Consider the following 24,795-nt stretch of genomic DNA (forward strand, 5'->3'; position numbering starts at 1 on the left):
GGAGTCGTCCGGGCATCCGGTCTGCCGGTTCGCCACGGGACGGCGGCGGCCCGGTGCGGCGGAGCACCGGGGGAGCACATCGGCGGTCGGGCACCGTGCCTGTCCACGAGCGACTGAACGAGGAGTGATGACGATGCCCAAGTACGTGTACGACTTCGCCGAGGGCAACCAGTTCATGGCGGACCTGCTCGGCGGCAAGGGGGCCAACCTCGCCGAGATGACCGTGATGGGGTTGCCAGTGCCGCCCGGCTTCACGATCACCACCGAAGCCTGCCGCGCCTACCTGACCACCGGCGCGATGCCGGAAGGGCTTGCCGCGGAGGTGGACGAGCACTTGCACGCGCTGGAGCGGGCGATGGGCCGCAAGCTCGGGCAGGTCGACCAGCCGCTGTTGGTCGCGGTCCGGTCCGGCGCGCGGTACTCGATGCCCGGGATGATGGACACGGTCCTCGACATCGGGCTGACCGACGACTCGGTGGCCGGGCTCGCCGCGTGGGCGGGGGACGAGCGGCTCGCCTGGGACTCCTACCGCAGGCTGGTGCAGATGTTCGGCACGACGGTGCTGGGTGTCGACGCGGAGCACTTCACCGACGCGCTGCGGCACGCCAAGCGGACCAAGGGCGTCGCCGGCGACCTCGGTCTGGACGCCGGGGACCTGCGTGCGCTGACCGCGACGTTCAAGGACATCGTCCGCGAGCGGGCCGGCCGGGAATTCCCGCAGGACCCGCGCGAGCAGCTGGACATGGCGATCGCGTCGGTCTTCGCGTCGTGGCGCACCGATCGGGCCCGGACCTACCGGCACGCCGAACACATCCCGGAAGACCTCGGCACGGCGGTCAACGTGTGCGCCATGGTGTTCGGCAACCTGGGCGACGACTCGGGCACCGGCGTCGCGTTCACGCGTGACCCGGCCACGGGCGCGTCCGGCGTCTACGGCGACTACCTCCCCAACGCCCAGGGCGAGGACGTCGTCGCCGGCATCCGCAACACGCTGCCGCTGCACCGGCTCGCCGACCTGCAACCCCAGGCCCACGAGCAGCTGATGGACATCATGGCGACGTTGGAGGAGCACTACCGCGACCTGTGCGACATCGAGTTCACCATCGAACGCCACAAGCTGTGGATGCTTCAGACCCGCGTCGGCAAGCGCACCGCGGCCGCCGCGTTCCGCATCGCCAACGCGCTGCGCGAGGAGGGCGTGATCGACGCCGACGAGGCGCTGCGGCGGGTGACCGGCGCGCAACTGGCCCAGCTGATGTTCCCGCGCTTCGGCGACACCGACCGGGTGCCGCTGGCCACCGGCGTCGCCGCGTCGCCCGGCGCGGCGGTCGGCGAGGTGGTGTTCGACTCCGCGACCGCGGTCCGCCGGGGAGAGCAGGGCGCCGCCGTGATCCTCGTGCGCCGCGAGACCAACCCCGACGACCTCGACGGGATGATCCACGCCCGAGCGGTGCTCACCAGCCGAGGCGGCAAGACCTCACACGCCGCCGTCGTCGCCCGCGGCCTCGGCCGGACCTGCGTGTGCGGGGCGGAGTCGCTGACCATCGACGCCGAGGCCCGCCGCTTCACCACCGCCGACGGCACGGTGGTCGCAGAAGGCGACGTCATCTCGGTCGACGGGACCGCCGGCACGGTCTACCTCGGCGAACTGGCCGTGGCCCCGTCCCCGGTCGCCGACTACTTCGAGGGCCGCCGCACCGCCGACAGCGACGACCTGCTGCGGGCCGTGGACCGCATCATCAGCCACGCCGACCGCCGGCACCGCCTGGAGGTGCGTGCCAACGCCGACACCCCGCAGGACGCGCACCGTGCCCGCCGGCTCGGCGCCACCGGGATCGGGCTTTGCCGCACCGAGCACATGTTCCTCGGCGACCGCCGCACCCTCGTCGAACGACTGATCCTGGCGAGCGGTGAAGCCGCCCGCGCCGAAGCGCTCGCTGCGTTGCTGCCGTTGCAGCGCGCGGACTTCACGCGCATCTTCGAGGAGATGGACGGCCTGCCGGTCACCATCAGGCTGCTCGACCCGCCACTGCACGAGTTCCTGCCCGACCACGTCGAGCTCACCGCACGGGTCGCGGTCGCGAAGGCACTTGGGCAGACCGACGCACCGGAGGACCTGCTGCGGGCGGTCGACCGGCTGCACGAGCAGAACCCGATGCTCGGCACGCGCGGCGTGCGGCTCGGACTGATCATCCCGGAGCTGTACGACTTGCAGGTCCGCGCAATCGCGGAAGCCGCGGCGGTGCGGATCCGAGCGGGTGGAACACCGCACGTGGAGATCATGGTCCCGCTGGTCGGCGACGCGCGCGAGTTGGAGATGGTCGCGGCGCGAGCCCGGCGAACCGTCGCCGACGTGGCCCGGGAGTCCGGCGTGGACATCCGGTACCGGATCGGCACGATGATCGAACTGCCGCGTGCCGCGCTCACCGCAGGCCGCATCGCCGAGTCCGCCGCGTTCTTCTCCTTCGGCACCAACGACCTGACGCAGACGGTCTGGGGCTTCTCCCGCGACGACGTCGAAGGCTCGTTCTTCCCGGTGTACCTCATCGAGGGCGTCTTCGAGGTGTCGCCGTTCGAGACGATCGACCGTGAGGGCGTCGGCCGGCTGATCGCCATCGCCGTGCGCGAGGGCCGCGCCGCTCGCCCGGACCTCGCGTTGGGCGTGTGCGGCGAGCACGGCGGCGACCCCGCGTCCATCCGGTTCTTCCACGAGGTCGGCCTCGACTATGTGTCCTGCTCACCGTTCCGGGTGCCCGTCGCCCGCCTCGAAGCGGGCCGCGCCGTGGTCGGAGAGGCCGACACGACCACCGACAACCGCTAGGAAGGACCGTAGACAGGACTTTCTCAAAGAGAACGTCCTGTCTACGGTCTCCCGGACGGCTGCGGACCCCGTTCCCGTCAAGGCCTTCGCTCGGAGGTCGAGACCGTCACATGTCCGAGTTGCTTCCCACCAGGACGTGGATCCGACTGTGTGCCGCGTCGCGCGGTCGATCCGCGACCGCGCGACGCGGGACTCTCCGTTACTTGGGGTCGTTGCGGACGTCGACACCACCGAAGAGCGCGGTGGCGTTGACCTTGAGCAGGGGCGCGTCGGAAGCCATCACCGTGTCGCGCTCGGTGTTGTCGTCGTAACCGCCGAAGAAGGGCAGCCCGCCCAACGACACCCGCCATCCTCTCGGCACCAGGATTTCCACGCCGCCGAACAGCGCGAAGGCGTCGACATCGGCCTCGTCGTCGATGTGCGCGTCACGCAGGTCGAGCGTCGCGCCACCGAACACCGCGGACACGTTCGCCCGGGTCAGGTGTTCGGCGCGGCTGCGCACCTTCGTGCCACCGAACAGCGCCACGGGCACGCCGATGTCGTCGGCGTCGTGGTGGTCGGCCGTGTGGCGGGTGCGCAGTCCGGTCAGGACGGCGACGCCGATGAGCAGCAGCAGGACCGGCCACAGCGGGTTGCCGGTGGTCCACCCCTGGCGGTCGGCCAGCAGCACGAGCCCGATCGCGGTCACCACGACCGGACCGAGCGAGACGTGCTTCTGGGCGATCATGGCGGTGAGGCCGACCCCGATGACGCCGATCGGCCACCAGGAGCCCAACGTGGTGCCGAAGTCGAGGACGTCCGTGGCGTCGAGGACGCCGAGCACGCCGAGCGTGACGAGCACGGCGCCGATCCAGATCCGCACGGGCTTCATGATGGTGCTCCCTTCCGGTCCTGGTGCCGTTCGACGGTGATGGTCCAGCCGCACCAGAGGGCGGCGATGGCGGCGACCGAGGTCACGATCGGCGCCAGGGCGCCGACGACCACGCCGGCGATGACCGGCACCTCCACCACCGGGTGACCGTCGTCATCCCTGACGACGACGTACCGGTCGCCGGCCTCGTGCGCGAGTTCCGCCGCCTTGTCGACGATCGCCTGACCCGTGACCTGTGCGGTGTAGGCCCGTTCCTGTTGCTTGGTGGTCATATCGACTGCTCCTCTCATCGTGTGACGTCGTGGCGCTGGAACACGGCTACCGCCGCACCCAGCACGACCGCCGTGACGAGCAGCAGCAGCGCGAGCCCGCCCCAGTCGGGGCGGCCGGCCAGTGCGTCGTCGATCCCCGCGTGGTGGAACGGCGAGAGCACGCGCCACGGCCGCAGGTCGTCGCTCAGCACGGACAGGGCGTCGAGCAGGAACGCGGGCAACGCGACACCCACCGGCACTGCGACCGCCAATCCAGGACGTCCCGTGCCCGCGCCGACGAGCAGGGCGAGTGCCCCGAACGGCAGTGCGACCACCGCCGCGGACGCGCAGGCGGCGACCAGACCGGAGACCGGTACGTCCAAGCCGACCACGCGGCTACCGACGACGAGCACCCCCGCCAACGCCGCTGCGACGCCCAGCAGGCCGACCATGATCGCGAGTGCTTTGTCGGCCAGCACCCTGGTGCGGGACACCGGGCTGGCGAGCAGCAGGTCCAGCGTCCCGGCCCGTTCCTCTGCCGCGGTGGCGCGGGCGGCCTGGCCGATCGCCACGCCGAGCAGCACCAGCGGCGCGAGGAAGCCGAACACCTCGGCCTGCACGTACCCGACGCCGCTGGTGAACGAGCCCTGCACGCCGAACAACGCCTTGAACGCCTCCGGATAGGCGTCGAGCAACCGGTCGAGGTCACCGCGGGCGTCCCGGACCGCCGGGTAGACGGCCAGCTGGAGGCCGACACTCGCCACGAGCACCGCACCCCAGCCCAAGGCGTTGCCGCGGTTGTCCCGCAGCGTCTTCCTGATCAGCTCAGCGGCCACGGTCCTCGCCCTCCACGTAGTCGAGGAAGATCTCTTGCAGGTCGGGTTCCTGGCTGGTCACGTTGACCAGGGGGAACAACGCCGCGGCACGCACCAGCTCGCCGACCGGGCCGACGACCCGGCAGTGCACGCGGGTGCCGTCCGAGCGGACCTCCTGCACACCGGCGACAGCCTCGAAGACCGCAGCCGACACCGGCTCCGCGAAGTCGAACGTCAACGCCCGCAACGCCTTGGCCTTCAGCGCGGCGACCTTCGCGTCGACCACCAGGCTGCCCGAGAGCAGGATGCCGACGCGGTCGGCGACCTGCTCGACCTCCGACAGCACGTGGGAGGAGAACAGCGCAGTCCCGCCTTCGGCGGCGAACTCACGCAGGTGGGCGTGGAACTCGCGCTGGGCCACCGGGTCGAGGCCGCTCGCGGGCTCGTCCAGGATCACCAGTTCGGGGCGGTGCAGGAACGCCTGCACGATGCCCAGCTTCTGCCGGTTGCCCTTGGACAGCTCGCCCGCGCGGCGGCTCAGGTCGAGGTCGAGCCGCTTGGCCAGCACACGCGCGTCGGTCAGGTCGGGGTGTCCGCGCAGGCCTGCGAGCAGCCGCAGGTGCTCCTCGCCGGTGAGCCGGCCGTAGAGCCCGAGGTCGCCCGGCACGTAGCCGATGCGCTGTCGAGCCTGGACCGAGCCGGTGGTGAGGTCTTCGCCGAAGAGCACGATCCGGCCCCGTGTGGGACGGATCAGGTCCATCAACAGGCGGATCGCGGTGGTCTTGCCCGCGCCGTTCGGGCCGAGGAGCCCGTAGACCTCGCCGGCGTGCAGGTCCAGGTCCAGGTGGTGCAGCGCCTCTCGGCGGCCGTAGTTCTTGGTCAGCTGTCTGGTGTGGACGACGACGGTCATCGGGCGCCACCCTGCTCGGCGTGTTCTTTGATCGACCGCAGGACCGCGTGTTCCAGCAGCGTGATGAACGGGCCGGCCAGGCGCCAGTAGCGGCGCAGGCGTGCCCACGATCGTGGGTCGGTCGCGGTGGTCCGCGTCTCGTAGGTCAGCAGGGTCCGGCGCTGCCCGTAGGGGACGACCGACAGGGAGCAGGCGACCTTGCCGAAGCCCGGCCGGGAGAAGTCGGGAAAGTCGCGCGCTTCGAGGTCGCGGACGTGCACGAACGGCCGCCAGAACGTGCCGATGGCACCGAACACGATTTCCGCGTTCGGACGTTCGCCGAGGCGGACCCACCCGGAGTCGGCGGGGATGTCGTCCAGCGTCATCCGGGTGTGCCAGGTGTGGCGACCCCTGAGCAGGTCGGGCAACCTGCGCACCCACGTCATCGTGTCCAGCACGGGTCCGTGGAGATCACCGAAGTCGAGTTCGCGCAGGGCGTGGTAGGTCGTGTCGGGGTCGACGTCGACCACGGCGTGCGCGGTGCGGGTGAAGTCGGGGCGCGGCGCGAGCTGGTCGATCAGCAGTGGCCGTGGGAGGGTGGAAGTCACGACGGATCACCTCGGGTGGAAGGTCGGTCTTCGCTCACCGGGTCCGCAGGAGATCGCGAACCCGTCGGAACTCGTCCGCGTCGATCTCGCCCCTGGCCAACCTGTCCTCCAGGATGCGCTGGGCGGAACCCGAGTCTTCGTGCGGCCGACGCATCGCCAACACGGTGATCGCGACCGCACCACCGAGCAGCAGGAGCCCGATCAGGGCCATCATCACGCCGCCGTAGCCCATGCCGTAACCGTTGTACCAGTGCATGACCACTCCTTTCGTCGACACCAGTAGCTCACCGCGCACCCCTCGGCGAATGCGGTCGAAGGCCCTCGATGAGAAGGGCACTAGGTCCACCGATCGGAGTACGAGGACCCTGTGGCCTCGCGCGGCGCCGGAGGACGCTGGTCGGTATGACGAGGCACAAGACCTGGTTGGAGACGACCTCCGCCCAACGGCGGGGCATCCTGGCGCTGAGCGCGGTGGAGGTCGTGCTCGCCGGGGTGGCGTGGGCGGACCTCGCCCGCCGCCCCGCCGAGACCGTCAACGGCCGCAAGCGCTGGTGGGCCACGGTGATCGCGGTGAACATCGTCGGCCCACTGGCCTACTTCCGCTGGGGCCGCAAGGGACACGCACCCCGGTTTCACCGGAACAGTGACCGGTGCAGGCGCCACGCGCCGAACGCGAACAGCACGACCGCGTAGCAGGTCAGCACGCCGATCTCGGGCCGCACGTCCACCAGACCGCCGTGCCGGGCTCGCCGAACGCGTTGTTCGCCCACGCGTGGGGCGTGACGAGCGCGATGGCCGCACGGCGTCGGCGAGGTCACCCGCCCGGTCAGTCAGGCCCACGACGTCGAGCACGTGGTCGACGCGCCTGGCCGCAGCCCGGCCGGACATGCCGTATAGGCGGGCGAAGAAGCGCAGGTTCTCCCGGGCCGCGAGGTCCGGGGGTAGAGCGCGAGTTCCTGCGGCACGTACCCGATGCGGCGCTTCGCGTCGGTGGTCGTGGTGGACAGCCGCTTGCCGTCCACCACGACGTCGCCCGCGTCCGGTCCAGGATGCCGACGACCATCGAGATGGCGGTCGTCTTGCCCGCCCCGTTCGGGCCGAGCAGCCCGTAGGTCTCACCGGCGGCCAGCTCGAAGCTCAAGCCGTCGACCGCGACCAGGTCACCGAAACTCTTGCGCAGTCCGCGACAGGCGAGCACCGTCCGCGTTGTCATCGTCCTTCCCTCCCACCGGGACGATCACGACGGGGCAGTGGGCACGCCGCAGGCAGTACGCGGCCACCGACCCGACTACCTCCAGTCCTGCCCTGTGGTAGCCGTGGCCACCCAGGACCAGGATGTCTGCGTCCTTCGACAGCTCGACCAGAACCGGTCCGGGACCGCCGGTCGGCACGAGCTGTTCCACGCCCTCGGCCTCCGGCCCGGCTCCCGCCACCGCCTCGCGCAGAAGGCGCTCGTGCATGCCGCGAAACGCGTCCGGTCCGGTCCCCAGTGGCGGCGACGCGTCCGAGGGCACCGGGTGCACCTGGCACACCGACACCGCGGTCACCCGCGCGACGCGCTCCTCGGCGTGCCGCACCGCCCAGGCCAGTGCCGCCTTGCTCGCCGGTGATCCGTCGACACCGACCACGATTCGCTTGAAACCATCCACAGCAGGACTTCCTCTCCGAACGAGGGAGCAGGCGGACCGGGGGAGGGGAGGGTCCGCCTGCTCCGGGGCGTCACCGCAGCCAGGCGTTGTCGCGGACCTGGGTTAGGCGAGCCCATTGGCGGCCGAATCCCTGGGTGTCACCCGCGATGGTTAACGCGACGGCGACCAGGGCGACGGCGTAGATGATGTGGTAGTCGTCGGTGCAGTGCACGATCAGCTCGGAAGAGGACCCGACGAAGCCGTTCATGTCGTCTCCCACTGGTCGATGAGGTCGGTGAGGGGACGACGCGGGGTCGGCGGCAGCGGGTCGGCGTTGAACGCGGCCCAGCCGACGCGCAGGAGGATCTGCGGGCAGGAGGTGCCGTCGAGCACGTCGGCGCGCACTCGGTCCCTGGTCTCGGCGACCTCCAGGGGCTGGCTGAGCGGGCAGGTCGCCAGGCCGGCCGCGGTCGCCTCCAGCAGCACAGCGCTCATGGCCTCGCCGGCGCGCAGCACCGACAGCCGGTCGTCCGAGGACGTGGCGAGCACCAGCAGCGACGCGCCGTCGTCCGCCCACTCGCCCGCCAGTTTGTCGATCAGTTCGCCGCCGGGGAACTCGCGCAGCTGCACGTCGCCGTGCTGCGGCACGCCGGAGGGCGCGTTGGCGGCGGGCACACCGTCGAGGTTCGCGTGGCCGCCGCTCCACCGGTGGGCCTCGGACCGGTAGGCGGGGTCCGCGTCCTGGACGGCCGCGGCCTTGCCGATCGCAGTGGCCAACTCGAAGCGGTCACGGGTGCCGACCACCTCATGGGCGAGGGAGCCCTCCTCGATGGCCCGCTCGGCCAGCAGGTCCAGCACCGGCCGCGGCACGTCCCAGGACGAGAAGCGGCGGCGGTCGGTGTGGCGGCGCGGGATCGCGGCGGCCATCGCCACGTCGGCGTCGGTCGGCTCCCGTCGCACGAACTCGATCGCGGCGAGGTGGTCGGGATCGGCCGGGTTGGGCAGCCGGTGGACCACCGCGCGCCACCCGAGCGCCGCCAGCGCGACGCGCAGGTGGTGCAGCGCGGCGCCGCAGCTGAGCAGCAGGTCCGCGCCACGCGGATCGGTCGCGGGCAGCTGCCGGGACGGGTCCGCGTACAGGTGCACGCTGCGGTCGCCCACTCGCCATCGCCACGGTTGGGTGTTGTGCACCGAGGGCGCGCGGCAGGCCAGTGCCACTGCCGCTGCGATCGTCTTCTCGTCGGGCCGGCCGTGGTCCATCCGACTCACCTCCACGCTGTGGTTCTGCGGTTCGCTGTCGACCGTGGCACCGGCGGTGGGGCGTCTCGCAGGGTCGGAGGTCCCGATCCACCAGGGACCGACGTGCCGCGTCCGCCCCCAGGGACCAAAGGCACCGGCTGGAAGGGCCGGTGCGCCCTGCCGACAACGGTTGGGGAGCGGACCGTTGTGGGTATGAACGCCGTAGATGTGATGACCCGGCCGGTGTACACGGTCGAACCGTCCACCACCGTGCGCGCCGCGAGCGCCGTCCTGGTCGACCACGGCTTCTCCGCGCTCCCCGTCGTGGGGCCGGGCGGGCTGCTGGTCGGCGTCGTGTCCGGCTCGGACCTGCTGTTGGCCAACCTCGAACTGGGCGTCGCGACCACCGTCGGGCAGGTGATGACCACGAAGGTCGCGAGCGCACGGCTCACCGCCACGCCCAGCGAGCTGGCGAGCGCGATGCTGGGGCACCGGCTGCGCTGCCTGCCCGTGGTGGACGCCAGGGGAGTGGTGGTCGGTGTGGTGAGCCGCAGCGACCTGCTGCGCGTCCTCACCCCGGACGACGACGTCCTCGCCGCCCGTGCGAACCGGCTCCTCACCGCCTACAGCCGCACCCGGCGCTGGGACGTCGACGTGACCGATGGCCGGGTCGTGGTGACCGGCCAGTTCGCCGACGAGGCCGAACGCCGCGTGGTGACCGCCCTCGTGCACACCGTTCCGGGCGTGGCAGCCATCGAGCTGCGGCGGGTTCCCGCGCCGACCGGTATCGCCTGATCCCGGGACATACCAGGGCAGGAAGCCCCTGCGCCTCCCAGGATTCCCGGACAGGCCGGCCAGTGCCGACGCCTCTACACCGCGCTCCGGCACCGGACAACGCTGAGGTGGAAGAAGTCCACAGGGAGGACGGGTAGAGGGGAATCACACGATGTCACGGTTACGCCGATCCATCGGCGCATTGTTGTTGACGGTCGTCGTCTTCGCGGGGGCGTCGGCCGGCCCGGCGCTCGGCGACATCCCGGCACCGGCCGAGCCCATCGCGACCACGTCGGCAGAGCCGGAGCCGACGACCGCTGAACCAACCACCACCACCACCACCACCACCGCGCCGGCCGAGCCGACGACGACCGAACCATCCACGACAGGCCCCGATACACCGTCGTCACCAGCACCCACTGAGCCGCCGGCCGTACAACCCGCACCGGCGTTCGTGGACCTCAGCCTCGCGGTCGCCTTCGACAAGCCGGTGTTCGTCGCGGACGAGCCGGTCACCGCGCGGGCCAAGGTGACCAACGTCGGCACCGCGCCGGCGAGCCGCGTGACCATCGACGGGACCGGGAACGTGGCGGGCGAGCGCAACTGGCCGGAGATCGGGTACTACGGCGTGCGCATCGAACCCGGGCAGACCGTGGAAGCCACGTTCGCCGGACGGGCGACGACCACGGAGTACCCGGCCTCGATGGTCGTGACGATCAGATCGCTCGACGAGCCGGACGCGAACCCGGCGGACAACGCCGCCACGATCAGCGTGCCGATCACCGTCGTCCGCGGCACGTTCGCGGGAACCGTCTACGCCGACCGCAACGGTGACGCCACCATGAACGCGGGCGAAGCGCTCACCGACCTCGCGGTGGAGGTCCGAGGTGGCAAGCCGTCCGGCTCCTACACCACGAATACGGACTCGGCCGGCCGCTTCACGTTCCGCGACCTGCCCCGCGGGGAATACGACGTCCTGTTCGGCACCAGTGAGGTGTCATTCCCGCCGAAGACGGTGCGGGTGGACGGCGTGGACGACCCGGACCTGCTGTTCCGCGGCGCCCTCTGGGTCGAGCCGGTCCTGACCGCGTCGGCGGCGCTTGACCGGCAGATCTACCGCAAGGGTGACACCGCCCGCATGACGCTGACCCTGACCAACAGCGGCGCGGTGCCGATCCCGGCCGTGCTGGCGTCGTCCTGGGCGAACGGCGACATCCAGGTGGACCTCGGGGACCTCTCCAACCCGGGCCCCGGCGTCACCGTGCCCGGGAACGCGACCCTGACCATCGACGTGCCGATCCCGATCGGTGACGCCGTCGCCGACTACGGCTACCTGTCGGTGGAGTGCGTGTTCGGTGCGCCGCCCGTCTACAACGGCGACCTCCGCACCACCGTGCGCGCACAGGTCCTGGGCGCCGTGGCACCCCGGGTCACCGGCTCGGTGGCGAAGGAGCACTCCCTGCGGCCCCCCAGCGTGCTGGGCGGTCCCTACCCCGGCCCGCCGGTGCCCAACCTGAAGGTGTACCTCAAGGATCGGGACACCGGTTCGGTTGCCGCCCGCGCCACAACGAACGCCGAAGGCACTTTCGAGTTCCGGGACGTGCAGGCAGGCGAGTACGTGTTCGACGTCGTCGGACCGTGGACGGTGGTCTTCGGCCGCACGTTCTTCGTCCGGGCGAGCGTCGATTCCTGGCGCACGGTGATCGTGGCCCCGGGCCCCGACCGGCCCGACCCCGATGCCACGCCCGCGCCCGGCGAACCACCCGCGCCGGGCGCAGGGCCGGCCCACCGGCCCACGACCGCCGTGCTCGCCGCGACGGGCGTGAACGTCACCTGGCTCGCGACGGGTGGCCTGCTCACACTGCTCATCGGGCTCGGCCTCGTCGTGCGCACCGGCCGCAGGTGGACCTGACCGTGTGACGCACCAGTCGGGCATCGGGCCCACGACCCGGTGCCCGGCGCGTGCGCGGCACGTCGGACGCAGAGTCGGAAGTCCCGGCGCATCAGGGACCGCCGTGACGACCAACGACTCTGTGTGTCGCGCCTCGGCCGTACCAGCCTGGAGTGGCCGGATCACACAGAGGAGGTCGGGACATGGACATGCGGTCGGGTAGTGCCGTTTCGAGGTTCGCGCGCCAGCTCTTCGTCTGGCGCAACCCGTTGGCTCGTCCCGGTGACCGGTTGGAGAGCGCGGTGGCGGTCGTCGCGGTGACGATGGTGTTGCTGGGGTTGCCCGTCGCGGCGGCGATGGGCTCGGAGATCCACGCGCAGCAGGCGGTGGTCTCCGAGCGGGAGTCGCGCACCCGCTACCAGGTCGACGCCGTGCTGCTGGCGGGCACACCCAGTTCCGTCGACGGGAACGCGCCCGCCGCGTCGGTGACGAAGCACGACGTTCCCGCGACGTGGACGCTGCCCGATGGCAAGACGCGACAGGGTGAGGTCGAGACGACCGGTGGCATGCTCGCCGGCAGCGAGGTCCGGATCTGGGTCGACGACCGCGGTTCGGTGGTGGACGTGCCGTTGACCGCCGAGGGCGCGGTGTTCACCGCAGTGATGGTCGCGATCGGTTCGTGGTTCGCGCTGGGCTGCGCGATGGCGGTGTTCTACGTGGTGGTCCGGTGGACGCACACCTGGCTCCGCCGACAGCAGTGGGGACTGGAATGGGCGGCGGTCGAGCCCGGCTGGCGGAAACTCGCGTGACGGCGCCCCTGTCGAGGTTCGGCCATCGGTCCGATCAGCGTCGAGCCGGTGGCCGCGCTCGTGGGACGCCGGTTCGACCGGTGACCGGGCCGTCTTTCACCTCGCCTGCCGGTGGCCGTGAGTTCGACCCGCTCTTCTTGCTTCGTATGCCTGCCCCATCAGGCCGTGGGGACCGACGTGGAGCGTGCGGGCCGCCGGTCCGCCCGACCACCGGACCGGGTTGACGTCGCCGTCCGGGCCGGTGCGCGTCGTGCCCGAGGTGCGCCGTGCGAGCACGGAACATCATGACCAGCCCGGTCATCACGGTGACACCGGACGTGCCGATTCGCGTGGCGGCGGCGCTGATGGTCTCGCACGGCTTCACGGCGTTGCCCGTGGTGGACGGCGACCGGCGGCTCGTCGGCATCGTCACCGAAGCCGACCTGCTGCGCGCCCGCTCCGCCGATGGTGAGGCCGGTGACGCACCGGTGCGCGACGTGTCGACCACACCGGTGTACGGGATGGACCCCTCCGCGCCTGCCCGCCTGATCGCCAGGGTCATGGTGGACGAGGGGATCCGGTGCGTGCCCATCCTGGACGGCTCGCGGCTGGTCGGTGTGGTGACGCGGCACGACCTGGTGCGGGCGTTGGCCCGCACCGACGCCTCCATCGAGCCCGAGGTGCGGGAACACCTGGATGCCTACGACCCGAACGGCCGGTGGTCGGTGGCGGTGCGCGACGGTCACGTCGACATCGGGACGACGTTCTCCGACGAGCAGTCCTGGAGGATCGCCGTTGCCTTGGCCGAAGCGGTGCCGGGAGTCATGAGCGCGTGCGTGCACCAGACGAGAGGCGTGGACGCGGAGCGTTGAGCCGGTGCCGGCACAACCGGCCGCGGCGGTGTGACCGGTGCGCGCCGCGTGGGTCAGCGACCAGCGCAGTGCCTTGCGGCTCGTGGGTCATCCGTTCACTCCCTCGCCTTCGGCTGCGCCTTGTCCACCGCGACTCGCGGCGGCGTTCGCAGGGTCGGAGGTCCCGGCTCTTCAGGGACCGTCGTGACGACCAACGACTCTGTGGACCGACCACGGACCGGACGAGCCTGAGAGGTGCGAAGCGGACGACGAGGAGGGCGGGACATGGAAACGCGGTCAAGTCCCGGAGGACCGGCACACCAGACCTCCACCGGGCGCAACCCGCTCGACGACCGGCTCGGAGGTGCCGTCGCGGTCGCCTCGGTCGCGGTGACGCTGCTCGAGCTGCCGATCGCCGCGGTGATCGGTTCGGAGGCGTACGCGACGCAAACCGCGCGGTCCGGGGAACAGACCCGCACCCGCTACTCGGCGCAAGCGGTCTTGCCGGTCGACGCGCCCGGCTCGCTGAGCGGCGGCACCGCGATCGTCGCCTCGGAAGTGGTCGAAGGCGCGGCCGTCGTGGCGGCGGCTGTGGCGATGGGCTCGTGGATCTCGCTGGGCGGCGCGATGGCGCTCGGGTACGTGCTGGTCCGTTCGGCGCAGACCCGGCTCCGGAGCCTGTGGAAGACCGAGTGGGCTGCTGTCGGGCCCGGCTGGAGGACGTTGGCATGACCACCTATCCCGTTCGCGTGCACGGCCGGTTCGACCCGGCGCCCAACCGCTGGTTGTGGCTGGTCAAGTGGCTGCTAGTGGTCCCGCACTACCTGGTGCTGGCCTTCCTCTGGATGGCCTTCGGGGTGGTGGGGTTGGCCGCGTTCGTCGCGATCGTGGTCACCGGCCGTTACCCGCGTCCGCTGTTCGACTTCGCCCTCGGCGTTCTGCGCTGGACGTGGCGGGTGGCGTACTACTCGTTCGGCGCGTTGGCGACCGACCGGTACCCGCCGTTCAGCCTGGGCGAAGAGCCGGACTACCCGGCGACGCTCGACATCGCCTACCCCGAACGGCTCTCGCGCGGCCTGGTGCTGGTCAAGTGGCTGCTGGCCATCCCGCACCTGCTCATCGTCGGGGTCTTCCTCGGCGGTGGCGGCTACCTGGCCTTCCGGGCGGGGGAGTGGGCGTACAGCCCGGCCGGCGGCCTGGTCGGGCTGCTCGTGCTGATCGCGGGTGGGGTGCTGTTGTTCACGGGCCGCTACCCGCGCGGCGTGTTCGACTTCGTGCTCGGCATGGACCGCTGGGCGCTGCGCGTCGCGGCCTACGTGGGTCTGATGACCGACGCCTACCCGCCGTTCCGGTTCGACACCGGCGGCGACGAGCCCGGCGTCGCCACGCTCGACGCGCCGCCTCCGCCAGCACCGTCGAGTGGCACTGCGGGCCGTGTCGTCGCGGCGGTGGTCGGCGTCCTGCTGCTCCTGGCGGGCACCGGGTTGTCGGCGGCCGGGGCGCTCGGGCTGTGGGCCGACCAGACCCAGCGCGACGCGACCGGCGCGGTCACCGCACCCGCGCAGACCCTGCGCACCACCGGGTACGCGGTGGAACTCGGCACCGCCGAGATCAACTGGACCGAGGCGGGCTGGGCGGTCGGTGACGACTGGCTCGGCGCGATCGGCCTGCGGGTCGACCAGGACGCGTTCGTCGGCATCGGCCCCACCGCCGACGTCACCCGGTACCTGGCGGGGGTCGACCGTGACCGCGTGACCGGCTTCGGTGACCAAGCCCTCTACCAGCACAGCACGGGTACCGCGCCCACTGCCCCGCCGCACGCCCAGCCGTTCTGGGTGTCCTCCGGCTTCGGCTCGCTCACCTGGACCGCACAGCCCGGCGACTGGACCGCGGTAGTGATGAACGCCGACGGCTCGCGCGTGATCGACACGCCCGTCGTGGCCACCGCGACCCTGCCCGCGCTCGCGCCGGTGGCGTGGACCGCGTTCGGCGTCGGCGTGCTCCTGCTGTTCCTCGGCGGCGGACTGGTGCTCTTCGCCGCGACCCGACCGACCCGACCGACCCGACCGACCCGACCGACCCGACCGACCCGACCGACCCGACCGACCCGACCGACCGCAGCCGTCCGGACCACCATCGAAGGAGAGACCCATGCGTGAACCCGATGTCGCCTCGCTGATGACCCGCGAGGTGGTGAAGGTCGACGTCGGCGCCCCGTTCAAGGAGATCGCCGCCGTCCTGACCGACGGCGCGTTCAGCGCCGTGCCGGTGGTGGACACCGACGGCCGACCGATCGGCGTGGTGTCCGAAGCCGACCTGCTGCCCAAGGAGGAGTACCGGGGCGGCACCGAACCCGGCCCGTCCGTGTTCGCCCGTCGCGACACCAAGCAGCGCTGGCGCCAGGCCCAGGGCACCACCGCAGCCGATGTGATGACCACCCCGGTCACGACCATCGGCCCGGACGCACCCGCGAGCGCCGCGGCGCACAAGCTGGCGGTGGAGGGTGTGCGCCGGCTGTTCGTCGTGGACAGCGACGGCAGGCTGGTCGGCGTCCTGTCCCGGCGGGACCTGCTGAAGGTGTTCCTGCGCAGCGACGAGGACCTGCGCCGCATGGTCGTGCGCGAGGTCTTGCAGCGGTCGCTGTGGGTGGAGCCCACAGCGGTCGAGGTCGAGGTGGTCGACGGCGTGGTCACGTTGCGCGGCAAGATCGAACGCCGCAGCGAAGCCGACATCGCGTACCGCCTCACCCTGGCCATGCCCGGCGTGGTCGATGTCCACAACCACCTGTCCTACGGCTGGGACGACACCGACACCAGCTACCGGATCGGGTGACGACCGTGCTGGACGCGGCAGAGCTCGCCACGGGCGGCCTCACCTCGGCCGAGGCCGCCCGGAGGCTGCGCGAGGACGGTCCGAACGTGCTCCCCGCCGGTGGTGGGGCGCACCCGGTCGTGCTGCTGTTCAAGCAGTTCGCGCACTTCTTCGCGATCCTGCTGTGGGTAGCCGCCGCACTGGCCTACATCGCGGGCATGCCGGCGCTATCGGTCGCGATCGCGCTGGTCGTCGTGCTCAACGGGGTGTTCGCGTTCGCCCAGGAGTACCGGGCCGACCGCGCGGCGCAACGGCTGCGCGACCTCATGCCCACCCGCGCCACCGTCCGCCGCGACGGCAAGCCCAAGGTGGTGGACGCGGCCGACCTCGTCGTAGGCGACGAGGTACTGCTCCAAGGCGGTGACCGCGTCTGCGCCGACGCCCGAGTGGCGCAGGCCGCCGCCCTGGCCGTGGACGAGTCGATGCTCAGCGGCGAAAGCGTGCCCGTGCACCCGGCCGCAGGCGACGTCGTGCGGGCCGGCACCTACGTCACAGAGGGCGAGGCGACCGTCGTGGTGACGGCCACCGGCTCCCACACCCAGCTCGCCGGCATCGCCTCGCTCACCCGCCACGCGGTCCGGCCCAAGAGCCCACTCGCCCTGCGGCTGCACCGCGTGGTGACCGTGGTCGGCCTCATCGCGGTCGCGGTGGGCGTGGCGTTCTACGGGGTCGCGATGCTGCTGGGTCTCGATCCGGCGGAGGGCTTCCTGTTCGCGGTCGGCGTCACCGTCGCGCTGGTCCCGGAAGGCCTGCTGCCCACCGTGACGTTGTCGTTGGCGCGGGCGGCCCAGGAGATGGCGCGCCGCAATGCCCTCGTACGGCGGCTGGACGCGGTGGAGACGTTGGGCGCCACCACGTTCATCTGCACGGACAAGACCGGGACGTTGACCCGCAACGAGATGTCCGCGGTGCGGGTGTGGACGCCGAAAGGCGAGGTTGTGGTGGACGGGCAGGGTTACGCCCCGACCGCCCGCGTGACCGGTGAACCCGACGCGCTCTATGCCGTGCGAACGCTCGCGATCAGCGCCGTCCGCTGTTCACCGACCGCGCACGTCGGCCACCGGGACGACCGGTGGCTGCCGGTCGGTGACCCGATGGAAGTGGCACTGCACGTGCTGGCCGCACGAGTCGGCGCGGACACGGCGACACCGGAGGCCACACGCTTCCCGTTCGACCCACGTCGACGCCGTTCGTCCGTTGTGGACGGTGGCGGCGTGCACGTGACCGGCGCACCCGACGCCGTGCTGCCGCTGTGCGCACCGGCACCGGGAGCGCACGAGGCGATCGACGCACTCGGCGTGCAAGGGCTCCGCGTGCTCGCGGTGGCGTGGCGACCCGGCACGGCCACCGGCTGGGAGGACGCCGAACGCGACCTCGTCCTGCTCGGCCTGGTCGCGTTGCAGGACCCACCACGCGATGACGTCGCCGACTCGATCGCCCTGTGCCGCAAGGCGGGCATCAAGCTCGCCATGGTCACCGGCGACCACCCGGCCACCGCCCGCGCCATCGCCGCCCAGGTCGGCCTGCTCGGACCCGACCGGCTGGTGGTGGAGGGCAAGGACCTGCCCGCCGATGACACCGCGTTGGGGGAGCTGCTGGACCACGACGGCGTCGTCGTCGCTCGCGTGACGCCCGAGGACAAGCTCCGCATCGCCCAGGCTTTGCAGCACCGCGGTCACGTCGTGGCCATGACCGGCGACGGCGTCAACGACGGACCGGCGCTGCGCGCCGCCGACATCGGCGTGACCATGGGCGCCTCCGGCACCGACGTGGCCCGTGAGGCCGCTGACCTCGTTCTGCTGGACGACCACTTCGGCACCATCGTCGGCGCCGTCGAGCTGGGCCGGGCGACGTTCGCCAACATCCGCCGGTTCCTGACCTACCACCTGACAGACAACGTCGCCGAGCTGACGCCGTTCGTCTTCTGGGCGCTGTCGGGCGGGTCCTACCCGCTCGCGTTGAGCGTGCTCCAAGTGCTGGCCCTCGACATCGGCACCGACCTGCTGCCCGCGCTCGCGCTGGGTGCGGAGAAGCCGAACCCGCGCACCATGGTCGGACCCGCTCGGACCGGATCGCTGATCGACCGCCCGGTGCTGGTCCGCGCCTTCGGCGTGCTGGGGCCGGCTGAGGCGTTGGCGGCGATGGCGGCGTTCACGCTCGTGTTGCTCGCAGGCGGTTGGGACCTCACTGATCCGGTGCTGCTCGCCACCGCCTCGGGCACCGCGTTCACCGCGATCGTGCTGGGACAGCTGGCGAACGCCTTCGCGTGTCGCAGCGCCACCACACCGGTGAAGACCCTGCTGGGCAATCGGCTGCTGATCGGCGCGGTGTTGTTCGAGCTCGCCGTGCTGGCCGTGTTCCTGTTCGTGCCGCCGTTGCCCGACCTGCTGGGCGGCCGTGCGCCGACCCCGCTGGGCTGGGCGCTCGCGGCGATGACCATCCCGGTCGTCCTGCTCGTGGACGCCGGGCACAAGTGGATGAGGAGGCGTTTCGCATGAACAAGCCGGTGGTCGTCGGTGTCGACGGTTCGCGGCCCGCGTTCGACGCGGTGCGGTGGGCGGCGCAGGAGGCAAAGACGCGTGACGTGCCGCTGCGGCTGGTGCACGCCGAGCTGCGCCTGCCCGGCGACGTTCCCGACCACGACGGACGCACCCGCAAGGCGCTGCACGAGCAGGCGCTGCGTTGGCTGCACCGGGCCGCGGACGTCGCCCGTGACATCGACCCCGACGTGCGACTCGACGTGCACGTGGAGGTCGCCGATCCGGCGCCGTTGCTGGTAGCAGAGTCGGTCGACGCGGAACTGGTCGTGCTGGCCTCACGCGGACTGGGAGGGTTCACCTCGATGCTGTTGGGCTCCACGGCCATCGCCGTGACCAGCCGCGGCGCCTGTCCGGTGGTCGTCGTGCGCGGGGACCGGCGGTCCGGTCCCGTCGTGTGCGGGGTGGAGGGCGACAGTCCGACCGTGCTGGCCCACGCGTTCGACCAGGCGGAGACACGCGGTGTGCCGCTGGTCCTGGTGCACGCCTGGCACGCGCCGCCCGAGCCGCTGGCCGACATGGTGGGGATCGAGTTGGCCGAGTACGACGCCGCACAGGGCGGGGACCTCGCCGCACTGGTGGCGCCGTGGCGGGAGAAGTACCCCGACGTTCCGCTGGAGCTGATCGTCGCCCACGGCAACCCGGCGCGCGCGCTGATCGACCGCGCTCAGGACGCCGCGCTGCTGGTCGTCGGCTGTCGAGGTCGCGGCGCCCTTACCGGTCTGCTGCTGGGCTCCACCAGCCACGCCCTGCTGCACCACGCGCCGTGCCCGGTGCTGGTGGTGCGCGCGACCGTGCAGGACCTGTGATGCGCGTCCTGGTGGCCTACGCGACGGCCGAAGGGTCGACCACGGGGGTTGCCGAGCGCATCGGCACGGTCTTGCGCCGGTCCCGTCACGACGTCGACGTGCTGCCAGTCGGCGACGTGACCGGAGTCGAGGACTACGACACCGTGGTCCTCGGCAGCGCCGTGCACGACCAGCGGTGGCTGCCCGAGGCGTCGCGGTTCCTGGCAGGTCAGCGCGCCTCGCTCGCCCGACGGTCGCTGTGGGCGTTCAGCGTGGGGATGCCCGACGCGTTCCGCAGTCGTGCCCGCGACTGGGTGCGCACCGAGGCGGACGACCTGCTCGACGACGTCCTCCTCCAGGTCGAACCACACGACCACCAGCTGTTCTCCGGAGTCGTGCGGCCGGCGCAGTTCGAGTGGTGGCGTCGCGCGCTATTCCGCCTGGCGGGCGGCAGGTTCGGCGACTTCCGCGACGGAGCCGCCATCGACCGATGGGCCGGTCGCATCGCCCGAACACCGGAGAAGAGTCGATGATGGGCGCGAAGCACGGGCTGCGGCGCACGGTCTACGAGGCCGAGTTGAGGCGGTTGCAGGCTGAGCTGGTGAAGGTGCAGGAGTGGGTGCGCGTCGAACGGGCGCGGGTCGTGATCGTGTTCGAGGGGCGTGACGCGGCCGGCAAGGGCAGCACCGTCAAGCGGATCACCGAGTACCTCAACCCGCGCATCGCCCGCATCGTGGCGCTGCCCGCGCCGACCGAGCGCGAACGCACGCAGTGGTACTTCCAGCGCTACACCGCCCACCTACCCGCCGCCGGCGAGATCGTGCTGCTCGACCGCAGCTGGTACAACCGCGCCGGCGTCGAGCGCGTCATGGGGTTCTGCACGCCCGAAGAGCACCGCAGGTTCCTCCAACAGTGCCCGGTGTTCGAGCGGATGCTCGTCGACGACGGGATCCTGCTGCGCAAGTACTGGTTCTCGGTCAGCGACGCCGAGCAGGAGAAGCGGTTCCGGCGCAGGCTGGACGACCCGATGCGGCGCTGGAAGCTCTCCCCGGTCGACGTCGACTCGATCGCCAGGTGGGAGGACTACTCCCGCGCCAAGGACGAGATGTTCGTCCACACCGACACCGCCGAGTGCCCCTGGTACGTGGTGGAGAGCGACGACAAGCGGCGCGCCCGCGTCAACATGATCGCCCACCTTCTGTCCACCCTCCCGTACTACGAGGTCGAGCCGCCCACCTTCCACCTGCCACCGCGTCCCGCGTCCACCGGCTACCACCGCACCGACCGGCGCCTCCAGACCTACGTCCCGGACCACGCCGCGTCACTGCGCTGAGCCCCAAGTCCCGCACCACCGCGTCCGAACGTCCTGTCCCGTCGAGCTCCTTCGAAACTGCCCGTGCGCCCGCCGCAAGCGGAGCCTGGACAGCAGAGAGGAGATGAGTGACGTGGATTACACATCAAGGCACAAGGCGATGCTGAAGGCGGTCGCGCAGGGCAGGGGACAACTCGTGGGAGGCCTGCGGCCGAACCTGGCGGTCGACGGGCTGTGGTGCGACTTCACAGCCACCAACGACCTCGTGCTCGGCGGCCTCGTCCGGTCGGCGGGCTCGACGGCGGTGCTCACCACCACCGGCGCGGCCGTCCTCCACCAGCTGACGGCGTAGGGCCCAAAGTCCCCGCAGAACCGGGCCGACCGCCGCTGTGGGGCGTCCCGCGGACGCGCGACGGTGGGTGTCCCACGATCGACCAACCAGGGGAGTTGCGATGGCCAAGCGCGCCGCCGAGCCGACCTCGCTGACCTTTCTCGGCGCCACCGGCACCGTGACCGGCAGCAAGTTCCTGTTCGACACCGGTTCGTCCGGGGTGCTGGTCGACTGCGGCCTGTTCCAGGGACTTGCGCCGTTGCGCCGGCGCAACTGGCAGCCGCCCCGGCTCGAGCTCGACCGCCTCGACGCGGTTGTCTTGACCCACGCCCACCTCGACCACTGCGGCTACTTGCCGGTCCTCGTGCGCAACGGCTGGTGCGGACCCGTCTACACCACCGAGGGCACCGCCGACCTCGCCGCGATCGTGCTCGCCGACAGCGCCCACCTCATGGTCGAGGACGCCCGACAGGCCAACGAGGGCGGCTGGACCAAGCACAAGCCGGCGTTGCCGCTCTACGACACCGACGACGCCGCCGCGGCCATCCGGCTGTTCCACCGCGTCGACCACGGCACGTCCCTGCGCATCGCCCACGGCGTCGACCTGGAGCTCGGGCGAGCCGGGCACATCCTCGGCTCGTCATGGGCGCACCTGGACTTCGAGGGCCGCACCGCGGTCGTCAGCGGCGACCTCGGCAGGCAGCACCACCGCGTCCTTCTGCCACCACAGCCGCGCCCAGAGTGCGACGCGTTGCTGGTCGAGTCGACCTACGGCGACCGCGCGCACGACGACGAACGCGCCACCGCGCTGCTGGCCGACACGATCCGCCGCACCGCCGCGCGCGGGGGCAGCGTGCTGATCCCGGCCTTCGCCGTCGACCGCACGGAGGTCGTCCTCATCGAGCTTGCCAAGCTCACGCGCGCCGGCGCCATCCCCGACCTGCCCGTGTTCGTGGACAGCCCGATGGCGCTCGCCTCGCTGCGCGTCTACCGCCAGGCCGTCGCCAAGTCCTGGCCGGAGGTCCGGCCGGAGCTGCTGCACACCCTCGAAGACCCGTTCGACCCCGGCCGCCTGGCCGAGCTGCACACCGCCACGCAGTCGATGGAAGTCAACAACCCCCACCAGCCGTCGATCGTCATCTCCGCGTCCGGCATGGCCACCGGCGGACGCGTGCTGCACCACCTCAAGCAGATGCTGCCCGACCCCCGCCACACCGTCCTGGTCGTCGGCTACGCCGCCGCGGGCACCAGGGCCAGGCAACTGGCCACTGGCGCCCGCGAGATCAAGATCCACGGCCGGTACGTGCCGGTCAAGGCCGAGGTCCAGGTCCTCGACGCGTTCAGCGCCCACGCCGACGCCGACGAACTGCTCGCCTGGGCGGCCGGCGGACCCGAACCCGGCACCACCTACCTCGTCCACGGCGAACCCGAGTCGTCGGCGATCCTGGCCGCTCGACTGGCCACTGAGCACGGTTGGAACGCGGTCGTGCCTCGCGACGGCGAGCGCGTCCTGATCTGACCGCGCCGTGGCACGGACCGGAGGAGCAGCAGCTCCTGAACGCACCGCCGGGACGCACGACGGAGACATGAACCGCCATGCGTCCGACTCGACCGAATTCCGATGCCCACGGCACCGCGCAGGACGAGGTGGACACATGCACCATCAAGTCGGAGACGAGCCGATACTCGTCGCCGGAGCCGGGTTGAGCGGGTTGAGCGTTGTCGCCCACATAGCGGCAGCCCGAATCCCGGTCCCGGTGACCCTGGTCGATGACGGGAGTCGCGACCTCGACACGATGACGTGGTCGTCGTGGAGCGATCACCCAGGACTCTTGGACGATGCGGTGACGAGGAGCTACGACCGGATCGCGGTACACGTGGGTGGCCGGTCGCGGGTGCTCGGGCTCGGTGCCTACCGCTACCGCGTCGTCCGCGGACACGACCTGCACGCGGTGATCCGCCGACTGGTCGGCACGACCGTCACGTTCCGACGCGGACACGTCGAGGCCATCCACGGCGGCAACGTCGTGGTCGACGGCGAGGACCTGCCCGCGAGGTGGGTCCTCGACAGCGCGCTGGGGCACCCGCGGCACCCTCGGGCCGACGCCCGACTGGCGTTTCGCGGGTGGCACGTGCGCACAGAGCAGCCGGTGTTCGTGCCCGACCTCCCGACCCTGTTCGACTTCCGCACCCGACAACTCGGCGGCGCGAGCTTCATGTACGTCCTCCCCGTCGACCGGCACCACGGACTGGTCGAGCACACGTCCTTCGTCCCCCCGGACGGGTACGCGGACACGCCCCGTCAGCAGGAGGCGCTGGGGGAGTACGTGCGGGAAGTGCTCGACGCGCGGGGCTTCGAGATCGAGTCGGAGGAAGCGGCCACTCTGCCGCTCACCGCCGCGCCGGCGCCACGCCGGTATGGCAACGCGCTGACCATCGGGACGCAAGCGGGGATGGTCAAGGCTTCGCCCGGGTACGGCTACGAGCGCGTCCAAGCCGACAGCGCGGCCATCGCCCGCTCACTGCGCCGGCACGGCCATCCGTTCGACATCCCGACCCCACCACCGCGATTCAGGCTCTACGACGGAGCACTCCTCGACCTCGTCATCCGCGACCCGTCCACGATGGAACGCGCGTTCTCGGTGCTGTTCCGGCACGCCACCGCCGAGCCGGCGCTGCGGTTCCTCGATGAGGGGACCGCGGTACCGGACGAGGTTTCGCTCTTCGCGACCATGTCCGAAGCCGGGGCGTTCATCGTGGCGCTGGCCGGACGTTGACGGACAGGGTGATCGGCTTCGACGGGCGGGCGTCCGGGCCGCGCCGGCCATCGGCTCCGCGGTCACCGATGCGACCCCGCGCGGGAGACGGCAGACATCGACGTGGCGACGAAGGGAGGACGAACGTCCCGACAGGCAGGAGCCCACCGGCTGGCCGGTGCCGCCGGTACAACGCCCGGTCGGCGACCGAACGGTCGTTGATCAGCGGCGTCGGAGGGGAAGGGCTGCTTCGGGATCCGACGGGTCAGCCGGGGTCGGGCTTGTGGTGGCGGCCGACAGGCGGGATGGCGAGTGCCTGGTCAACCGATGCGGCAAGCTCCAGGTCCCGGTCGACCTCGGTCATCCGCGTGAGCCGCCTGATCGGATGTCCGGGCGGGATCACGACGACCAGCCGTATCCCGCGGCCGATCGCCTGTTCGCGGGCCTGCAGCAACGTGACCAGTCCCAGCGACCCGAAGAACGTCACCTGTGCCAGGTCCAGCACCAGCACCTCGATTGGTGCGACCACCGAGGGACCGGCGGCAGGGGACGGGGCGGCGTGTGACACGGCCGCCACGGCGAAACCCCGGTCGATCGCCGAACGGACCGACTCGATCGTGAGGTGGTCGACCTCGCCCCACACCCGCACCACCACCGCCCGCCTGGCCGGCAGCGTCTCGACCCGCGTCCACACGTTCGTCCCGGAGTCCACACCCGTCACCCCAACCACACCAGCGAAGAATTCACGACGAGCCGCCTGGTGCCGCCAGGCGG

At 71.5% G+C, this 24,795-nt stretch carries 28 protein-coding genes and 1 pseudogene; 16 read left to right on the forward strand and 13 right to left on the reverse strand.

What is annotated here, in order from left to right; translation table 11 throughout:
• Window positions 1–133 precede the first annotated feature (133 nt).
• Window positions 134–2,821: a pyruvate, phosphate dikinase gene (gene ppdK / locus F4560_RS04650; protein ID WP_221483337.1), complete on the forward strand. Its 2,688-nt coding sequence runs from the start codon at window positions 134–136 to the stop codon at window positions 2,819–2,821.
• Between the two features lie 199 nt (window positions 2,822–3,020).
• Here the strand turns inward: ppdK and F4560_RS04655 are convergent, their stop codons facing one another.
• The 6 genes from F4560_RS04655 to F4560_RS04680 are packed head-to-tail and all read right to left on the reverse strand — an operon-like array spanning window position 3,021 to window position 6,511.
• Window positions 3,021–3,692, reverse strand: a complete 672-nt coding sequence (locus tag F4560_RS04655; RefSeq protein WP_184916694.1) for a LiaF transmembrane domain-containing protein — start codon at window positions 3,690–3,692, stop codon at window positions 3,021–3,023.
• Window positions 3,689–3,964 (reverse strand): DUF4342 domain-containing protein, encoded by a 276-nt coding sequence (locus tag F4560_RS04660; protein WP_184916699.1) that lies wholly within the window; start codon window positions 3,962–3,964, stop codon window positions 3,689–3,691. The genes F4560_RS04655 and F4560_RS04660 overlap by 4 nt, the downstream gene beginning before the upstream one ends.
• A 14-nt stretch (window positions 3,965–3,978) precedes the next feature.
• Window positions 3,979–4,779 (reverse strand): ABC transporter permease subunit, encoded by an 801-nt coding sequence (locus F4560_RS04665; protein ID WP_184916702.1) that lies wholly within the window; start codon window positions 4,777–4,779, stop codon window positions 3,979–3,981.
• Complete coding sequence (locus F4560_RS04670) at window positions 4,769–5,668, reverse strand: ABC transporter ATP-binding protein (RefSeq protein WP_184916705.1); 900 nt, start codon at window positions 5,666–5,668, stop codon at window positions 4,769–4,771. The genes F4560_RS04665 and F4560_RS04670 overlap by 11 nt, the downstream gene beginning before the upstream one ends.
• Entirely contained in the window at window positions 5,665–6,255 is a 591-nt protein-coding gene (locus tag F4560_RS04675; RefSeq protein ID WP_184916708.1) for a hypothetical protein, read from the reverse strand. The genes F4560_RS04670 and F4560_RS04675 overlap by 4 nt, the downstream gene beginning before the upstream one ends.
• A 34-nt stretch (window positions 6,256–6,289) precedes the next feature.
• Complete coding sequence (locus F4560_RS04680) at window positions 6,290–6,511, reverse strand: SHOCT domain-containing protein (protein ID WP_184916711.1); 222 nt, start codon at window positions 6,509–6,511, stop codon at window positions 6,290–6,292.
• 146 nt (window positions 6,512–6,657) lie between these two features.
• Here F4560_RS04680 and F4560_RS04685 point away from each other — a divergent pair, with 146 nt between their 5' ends.
• The gene (locus F4560_RS04685) at window positions 6,658–6,948 is read left to right on the forward strand and encodes a PLD nuclease N-terminal domain-containing protein (RefSeq protein WP_184916714.1); all 291 of its coding nucleotides are present in this window, start codon (window positions 6,658–6,660) and stop codon (window positions 6,946–6,948) included.
• A gap of 137 nt (window positions 6,949–7,085) precedes the next feature.
• Here F4560_RS04685 and F4560_RS45955 read toward each other — a convergent pair whose 3' ends face one another.
• The 5 genes and pseudogenes from F4560_RS45955 to F4560_RS04705 all read right to left on the reverse strand — a co-directional run bounded on the left by F4560_RS45955 (window position 7,086) and on the right by F4560_RS04705 (window position 9,143).
• Window positions 7,086–7,277 (reverse strand): hypothetical protein, encoded by a 192-nt coding sequence (locus F4560_RS45955; RefSeq protein ID WP_312869898.1) that lies wholly within the window; start codon window positions 7,275–7,277, stop codon window positions 7,086–7,088.
• A 62-nt stretch (window positions 7,278–7,339) separates the two neighbouring features.
• Window positions 7,340–7,468: pseudogene (locus tag F4560_RS45960) on the reverse strand (ABC transporter ATP-binding protein); the annotation flags it as partial.
• Complete coding sequence (locus tag F4560_RS04695; RefSeq protein WP_184916717.1) at window positions 7,416–7,904, reverse strand: universal stress protein; 489 nt, start codon at window positions 7,902–7,904, stop codon at window positions 7,416–7,418. The gene F4560_RS04695 and the pseudogene F4560_RS45960, both read right to left, overlap by 53 nt.
• A gap of 70 nt (window positions 7,905–7,974) precedes the next feature.
• Entirely contained in the window at window positions 7,975–8,151 is a 177-nt protein-coding gene (locus F4560_RS04700) for a hypothetical protein (protein ID WP_184929742.1), read from the reverse strand.
• Window positions 8,148–9,143, reverse strand: coding sequence for an Acg family FMN-binding oxidoreductase (locus F4560_RS04705; RefSeq protein WP_184916720.1), 996 nt, complete (start codon window positions 9,141–9,143; stop codon window positions 8,148–8,150). Before F4560_RS04705 ends, F4560_RS04700 begins: the two co-directional genes overlap by 4 nt.
• A gap of 192 nt (window positions 9,144–9,335) precedes the next feature.
• Here F4560_RS04705 and F4560_RS04710 point away from each other — a divergent pair, with 192 nt between their 5' ends.
• Window positions 9,336–9,917: a CBS domain-containing protein gene (locus tag F4560_RS04710; RefSeq protein WP_184916723.1), complete on the forward strand. Its 582-nt coding sequence runs from the start codon at window positions 9,336–9,338 to the stop codon at window positions 9,915–9,917.
• 144 nt (window positions 9,918–10,061) lie between these two features.
• On the opposite strand, the gene F4560_RS04715 is transcribed toward F4560_RS04710, so the two are convergent.
• A complete protein-coding gene (locus F4560_RS04715; RefSeq protein ID WP_184916725.1) occupies window positions 10,062–10,280 on the reverse strand; it encodes a hypothetical protein in 219 nt (72 codons plus the stop codon).
• 70 nt (window positions 10,281–10,350) lie between these two features.
• On the opposite strand from F4560_RS04715, the gene F4560_RS04720 reads away from it, so the two are divergent.
• The 13 genes from F4560_RS04720 (at window position 10,351) to F4560_RS04780 (ending at window position 24,042) form a co-directional block, all read left to right on the forward strand.
• A complete protein-coding gene (locus tag F4560_RS04720; protein ID WP_184916728.1) occupies window positions 10,351–11,808 on the forward strand; it encodes a carboxypeptidase-like regulatory domain-containing protein in 1,458 nt (485 codons plus the stop codon).
• A 182-nt stretch (window positions 11,809–11,990) separates the two neighbouring features.
• On the forward strand, window positions 11,991–12,596 hold the full coding sequence (locus F4560_RS04725) for an Rv1733c family protein (RefSeq protein ID WP_184916731.1): 606 nt from the start codon (window positions 11,991–11,993) through the stop codon (window positions 12,594–12,596).
• A gap of 266 nt (window positions 12,597–12,862) precedes the next feature.
• A complete protein-coding gene (locus F4560_RS04730; RefSeq protein WP_184916734.1) occupies window positions 12,863–13,447 on the forward strand; it encodes a CBS domain-containing protein in 585 nt (194 codons plus the stop codon).
• Window positions 13,448–13,711: 264 nt separating this feature from the next.
• Entirely contained in the window at window positions 13,712–14,158 is a 447-nt protein-coding gene (locus tag F4560_RS04735) for a hypothetical protein (protein WP_184916737.1), read from the forward strand.
• Window positions 14,155–15,585, forward strand: a complete 1,431-nt coding sequence (locus F4560_RS04740) for a DUF4389 domain-containing protein (RefSeq protein WP_184916740.1) — start codon at window positions 14,155–14,157, stop codon at window positions 15,583–15,585. Before F4560_RS04735 ends, F4560_RS04740 begins: the two co-directional genes overlap by 4 nt.
• Window positions 15,578–16,258 carry a CBS domain-containing protein gene (locus F4560_RS04745; RefSeq protein ID WP_184916743.1) on the forward strand — a complete coding sequence of 227 codons (681 nt, stop codon included), beginning with the start codon at window positions 15,578–15,580 and terminating at the stop codon, window positions 16,256–16,258. The genes F4560_RS04740 and F4560_RS04745 overlap by 8 nt, the downstream gene beginning before the upstream one ends.
• A gap of 5 nt (window positions 16,259–16,263) precedes the next feature.
• The gene (locus F4560_RS04750; protein WP_184916746.1) at window positions 16,264–18,795 is read left to right on the forward strand and encodes a cation-translocating P-type ATPase; all 2,532 of its coding nucleotides are present in this window, start codon (window positions 16,264–16,266) and stop codon (window positions 18,793–18,795) included.
• Window positions 18,792–19,643 carry a universal stress protein gene (locus tag F4560_RS04755; protein WP_184916749.1) on the forward strand — a complete coding sequence of 284 codons (852 nt, stop codon included), beginning with the start codon at window positions 18,792–18,794 and terminating at the stop codon, window positions 19,641–19,643. Before F4560_RS04750 ends, F4560_RS04755 begins: the two co-directional genes overlap by 4 nt.
• Window positions 19,643–20,155 carry a flavodoxin domain-containing protein gene (locus F4560_RS04760; protein ID WP_184916752.1) on the forward strand — a complete coding sequence of 171 codons (513 nt, stop codon included), beginning with the start codon at window positions 19,643–19,645 and terminating at the stop codon, window positions 20,153–20,155. The genes F4560_RS04755 and F4560_RS04760 overlap by 1 nt, the downstream gene beginning before the upstream one ends.
• Window positions 20,152–20,955 (forward strand): polyphosphate kinase 2, encoded by an 804-nt coding sequence (gene ppk2, locus F4560_RS04765; RefSeq protein ID WP_221483338.1) that lies wholly within the window; start codon window positions 20,152–20,154, stop codon window positions 20,953–20,955. Before F4560_RS04760 ends, ppk2 begins: the two co-directional genes overlap by 4 nt.
• A gap of 103 nt (window positions 20,956–21,058) precedes the next feature.
• Window positions 21,059–21,286, forward strand: a complete 228-nt coding sequence (locus F4560_RS04770; RefSeq protein ID WP_221483339.1) for a hypothetical protein — start codon at window positions 21,059–21,061, stop codon at window positions 21,284–21,286.
• Between the two features lie 100 nt (window positions 21,287–21,386).
• Window positions 21,387–22,784: an MBL fold metallo-hydrolase RNA specificity domain-containing protein gene (locus F4560_RS04775; RefSeq protein WP_184916762.1), complete on the forward strand. Its 1,398-nt coding sequence runs from the start codon at window positions 21,387–21,389 to the stop codon at window positions 22,782–22,784.
• Window positions 22,785–22,920: 136 nt separating this feature from the next.
• Window positions 22,921–24,042: a lycopene cyclase family protein gene (locus F4560_RS04780; RefSeq protein WP_184916765.1), complete on the forward strand. Its 1,122-nt coding sequence runs from the start codon at window positions 22,921–22,923 to the stop codon at window positions 24,040–24,042.
• Between the two features lie 244 nt (window positions 24,043–24,286).
• Here the strand turns inward: F4560_RS04780 and F4560_RS04785 are convergent, their stop codons facing one another.
• The gene (locus F4560_RS04785) at window positions 24,287–24,733 is read right to left on the reverse strand and encodes an STAS domain-containing protein (protein WP_184916768.1); all 447 of its coding nucleotides are present in this window, start codon (window positions 24,731–24,733) and stop codon (window positions 24,287–24,289) included.
• Window positions 24,734–24,795: the final 62 nt, after the last annotated feature.

Source organism: Saccharothrix ecbatanensis (genome assembly GCF_014205015.1).
Lineage (GTDB): Bacteria > Actinomycetota > Actinomycetes > Mycobacteriales > Pseudonocardiaceae > Actinosynnema > Actinosynnema ecbatanense.

Excerpts from the sequence above, each read along its gene's own strand:
- F4560_RS04725 (WP_184916731.1), top strand. The coding sequence starts at position 11,991 with ATGGACATGCGGTCGGGTAGTGCCGTTTCGAGGTTCGCGCGCCAGCTC.
- F4560_RS04660 (WP_184916699.1), bottom strand. The coding sequence starts at position 3,964 with ATGACCACCAAGCAACAGGAACGGGCCTACACCGCACAGGTCACGGGT.
- ppk2 (WP_221483338.1), top strand. The coding sequence starts at position 20,152 with ATGATGGGCGCGAAGCACGGGCTGCGGCGCACGGTCTACGAGGCCGAG.
- F4560_RS04670 (WP_184916705.1), bottom strand. The coding sequence starts at position 5,668 with ATGACCGTCGTCGTCCACACCAGACAGCTGACCAAGAACTACGGCCGC.
- F4560_RS04655 (WP_184916694.1), bottom strand. The coding sequence starts at position 3,692 with ATGAAGCCCGTGCGGATCTGGATCGGCGCCGTGCTCGTCACGCTCGGC.
- F4560_RS04780 (WP_184916765.1), top strand. The coding sequence starts at position 22,921 with ATGCACCATCAAGTCGGAGACGAGCCGATACTCGTCGCCGGAGCCGGG.
- F4560_RS04705 (WP_184916720.1), bottom strand. The coding sequence starts at position 9,143 with ATGGACCACGGCCGGCCCGACGAGAAGACGATCGCAGCGGCAGTGGCA.
- F4560_RS04760 (WP_184916752.1), top strand. The coding sequence starts at position 19,643 with ATGCGCGTCCTGGTGGCCTACGCGACGGCCGAAGGGTCGACCACGGGG.
- F4560_RS04680 (WP_184916711.1), bottom strand. The coding sequence starts at position 6,511 with ATGCACTGGTACAACGGTTACGGCATGGGCTACGGCGGCGTGATGATG.
- F4560_RS04755 (WP_184916749.1), top strand. The coding sequence starts at position 18,792 with ATGAACAAGCCGGTGGTCGTCGGTGTCGACGGTTCGCGGCCCGCGTTC.
- F4560_RS04740 (WP_184916740.1), top strand. The coding sequence starts at position 14,155 with ATGACCACCTATCCCGTTCGCGTGCACGGCCGGTTCGACCCGGCGCCC.
- F4560_RS04735 (WP_184916737.1), top strand. The coding sequence starts at position 13,712 with ATGGAAACGCGGTCAAGTCCCGGAGGACCGGCACACCAGACCTCCACC.
- F4560_RS04770 (WP_221483339.1), top strand. The coding sequence starts at position 21,059 with ATGAGTGACGTGGATTACACATCAAGGCACAAGGCGATGCTGAAGGCG.
- F4560_RS04775 (WP_184916762.1), top strand. The coding sequence starts at position 21,387 with ATGGCCAAGCGCGCCGCCGAGCCGACCTCGCTGACCTTTCTCGGCGCC.
- F4560_RS04745 (WP_184916743.1), top strand. The coding sequence starts at position 15,578 with ATGCGTGAACCCGATGTCGCCTCGCTGATGACCCGCGAGGTGGTGAAG.
- ppdK (WP_221483337.1), top strand. The coding sequence starts at position 134 with ATGCCCAAGTACGTGTACGACTTCGCCGAGGGCAACCAGTTCATGGCG.
- F4560_RS04700 (WP_184929742.1), bottom strand. The coding sequence starts at position 8,151 with ATGAACGGCTTCGTCGGGTCCTCTTCCGAGCTGATCGTGCACTGCACC.
- F4560_RS04710 (WP_184916723.1), top strand. The coding sequence starts at position 9,336 with ATGAACGCCGTAGATGTGATGACCCGGCCGGTGTACACGGTCGAACCG.
- F4560_RS04685 (WP_184916714.1), top strand. The coding sequence starts at position 6,658 with ATGACGAGGCACAAGACCTGGTTGGAGACGACCTCCGCCCAACGGCGG.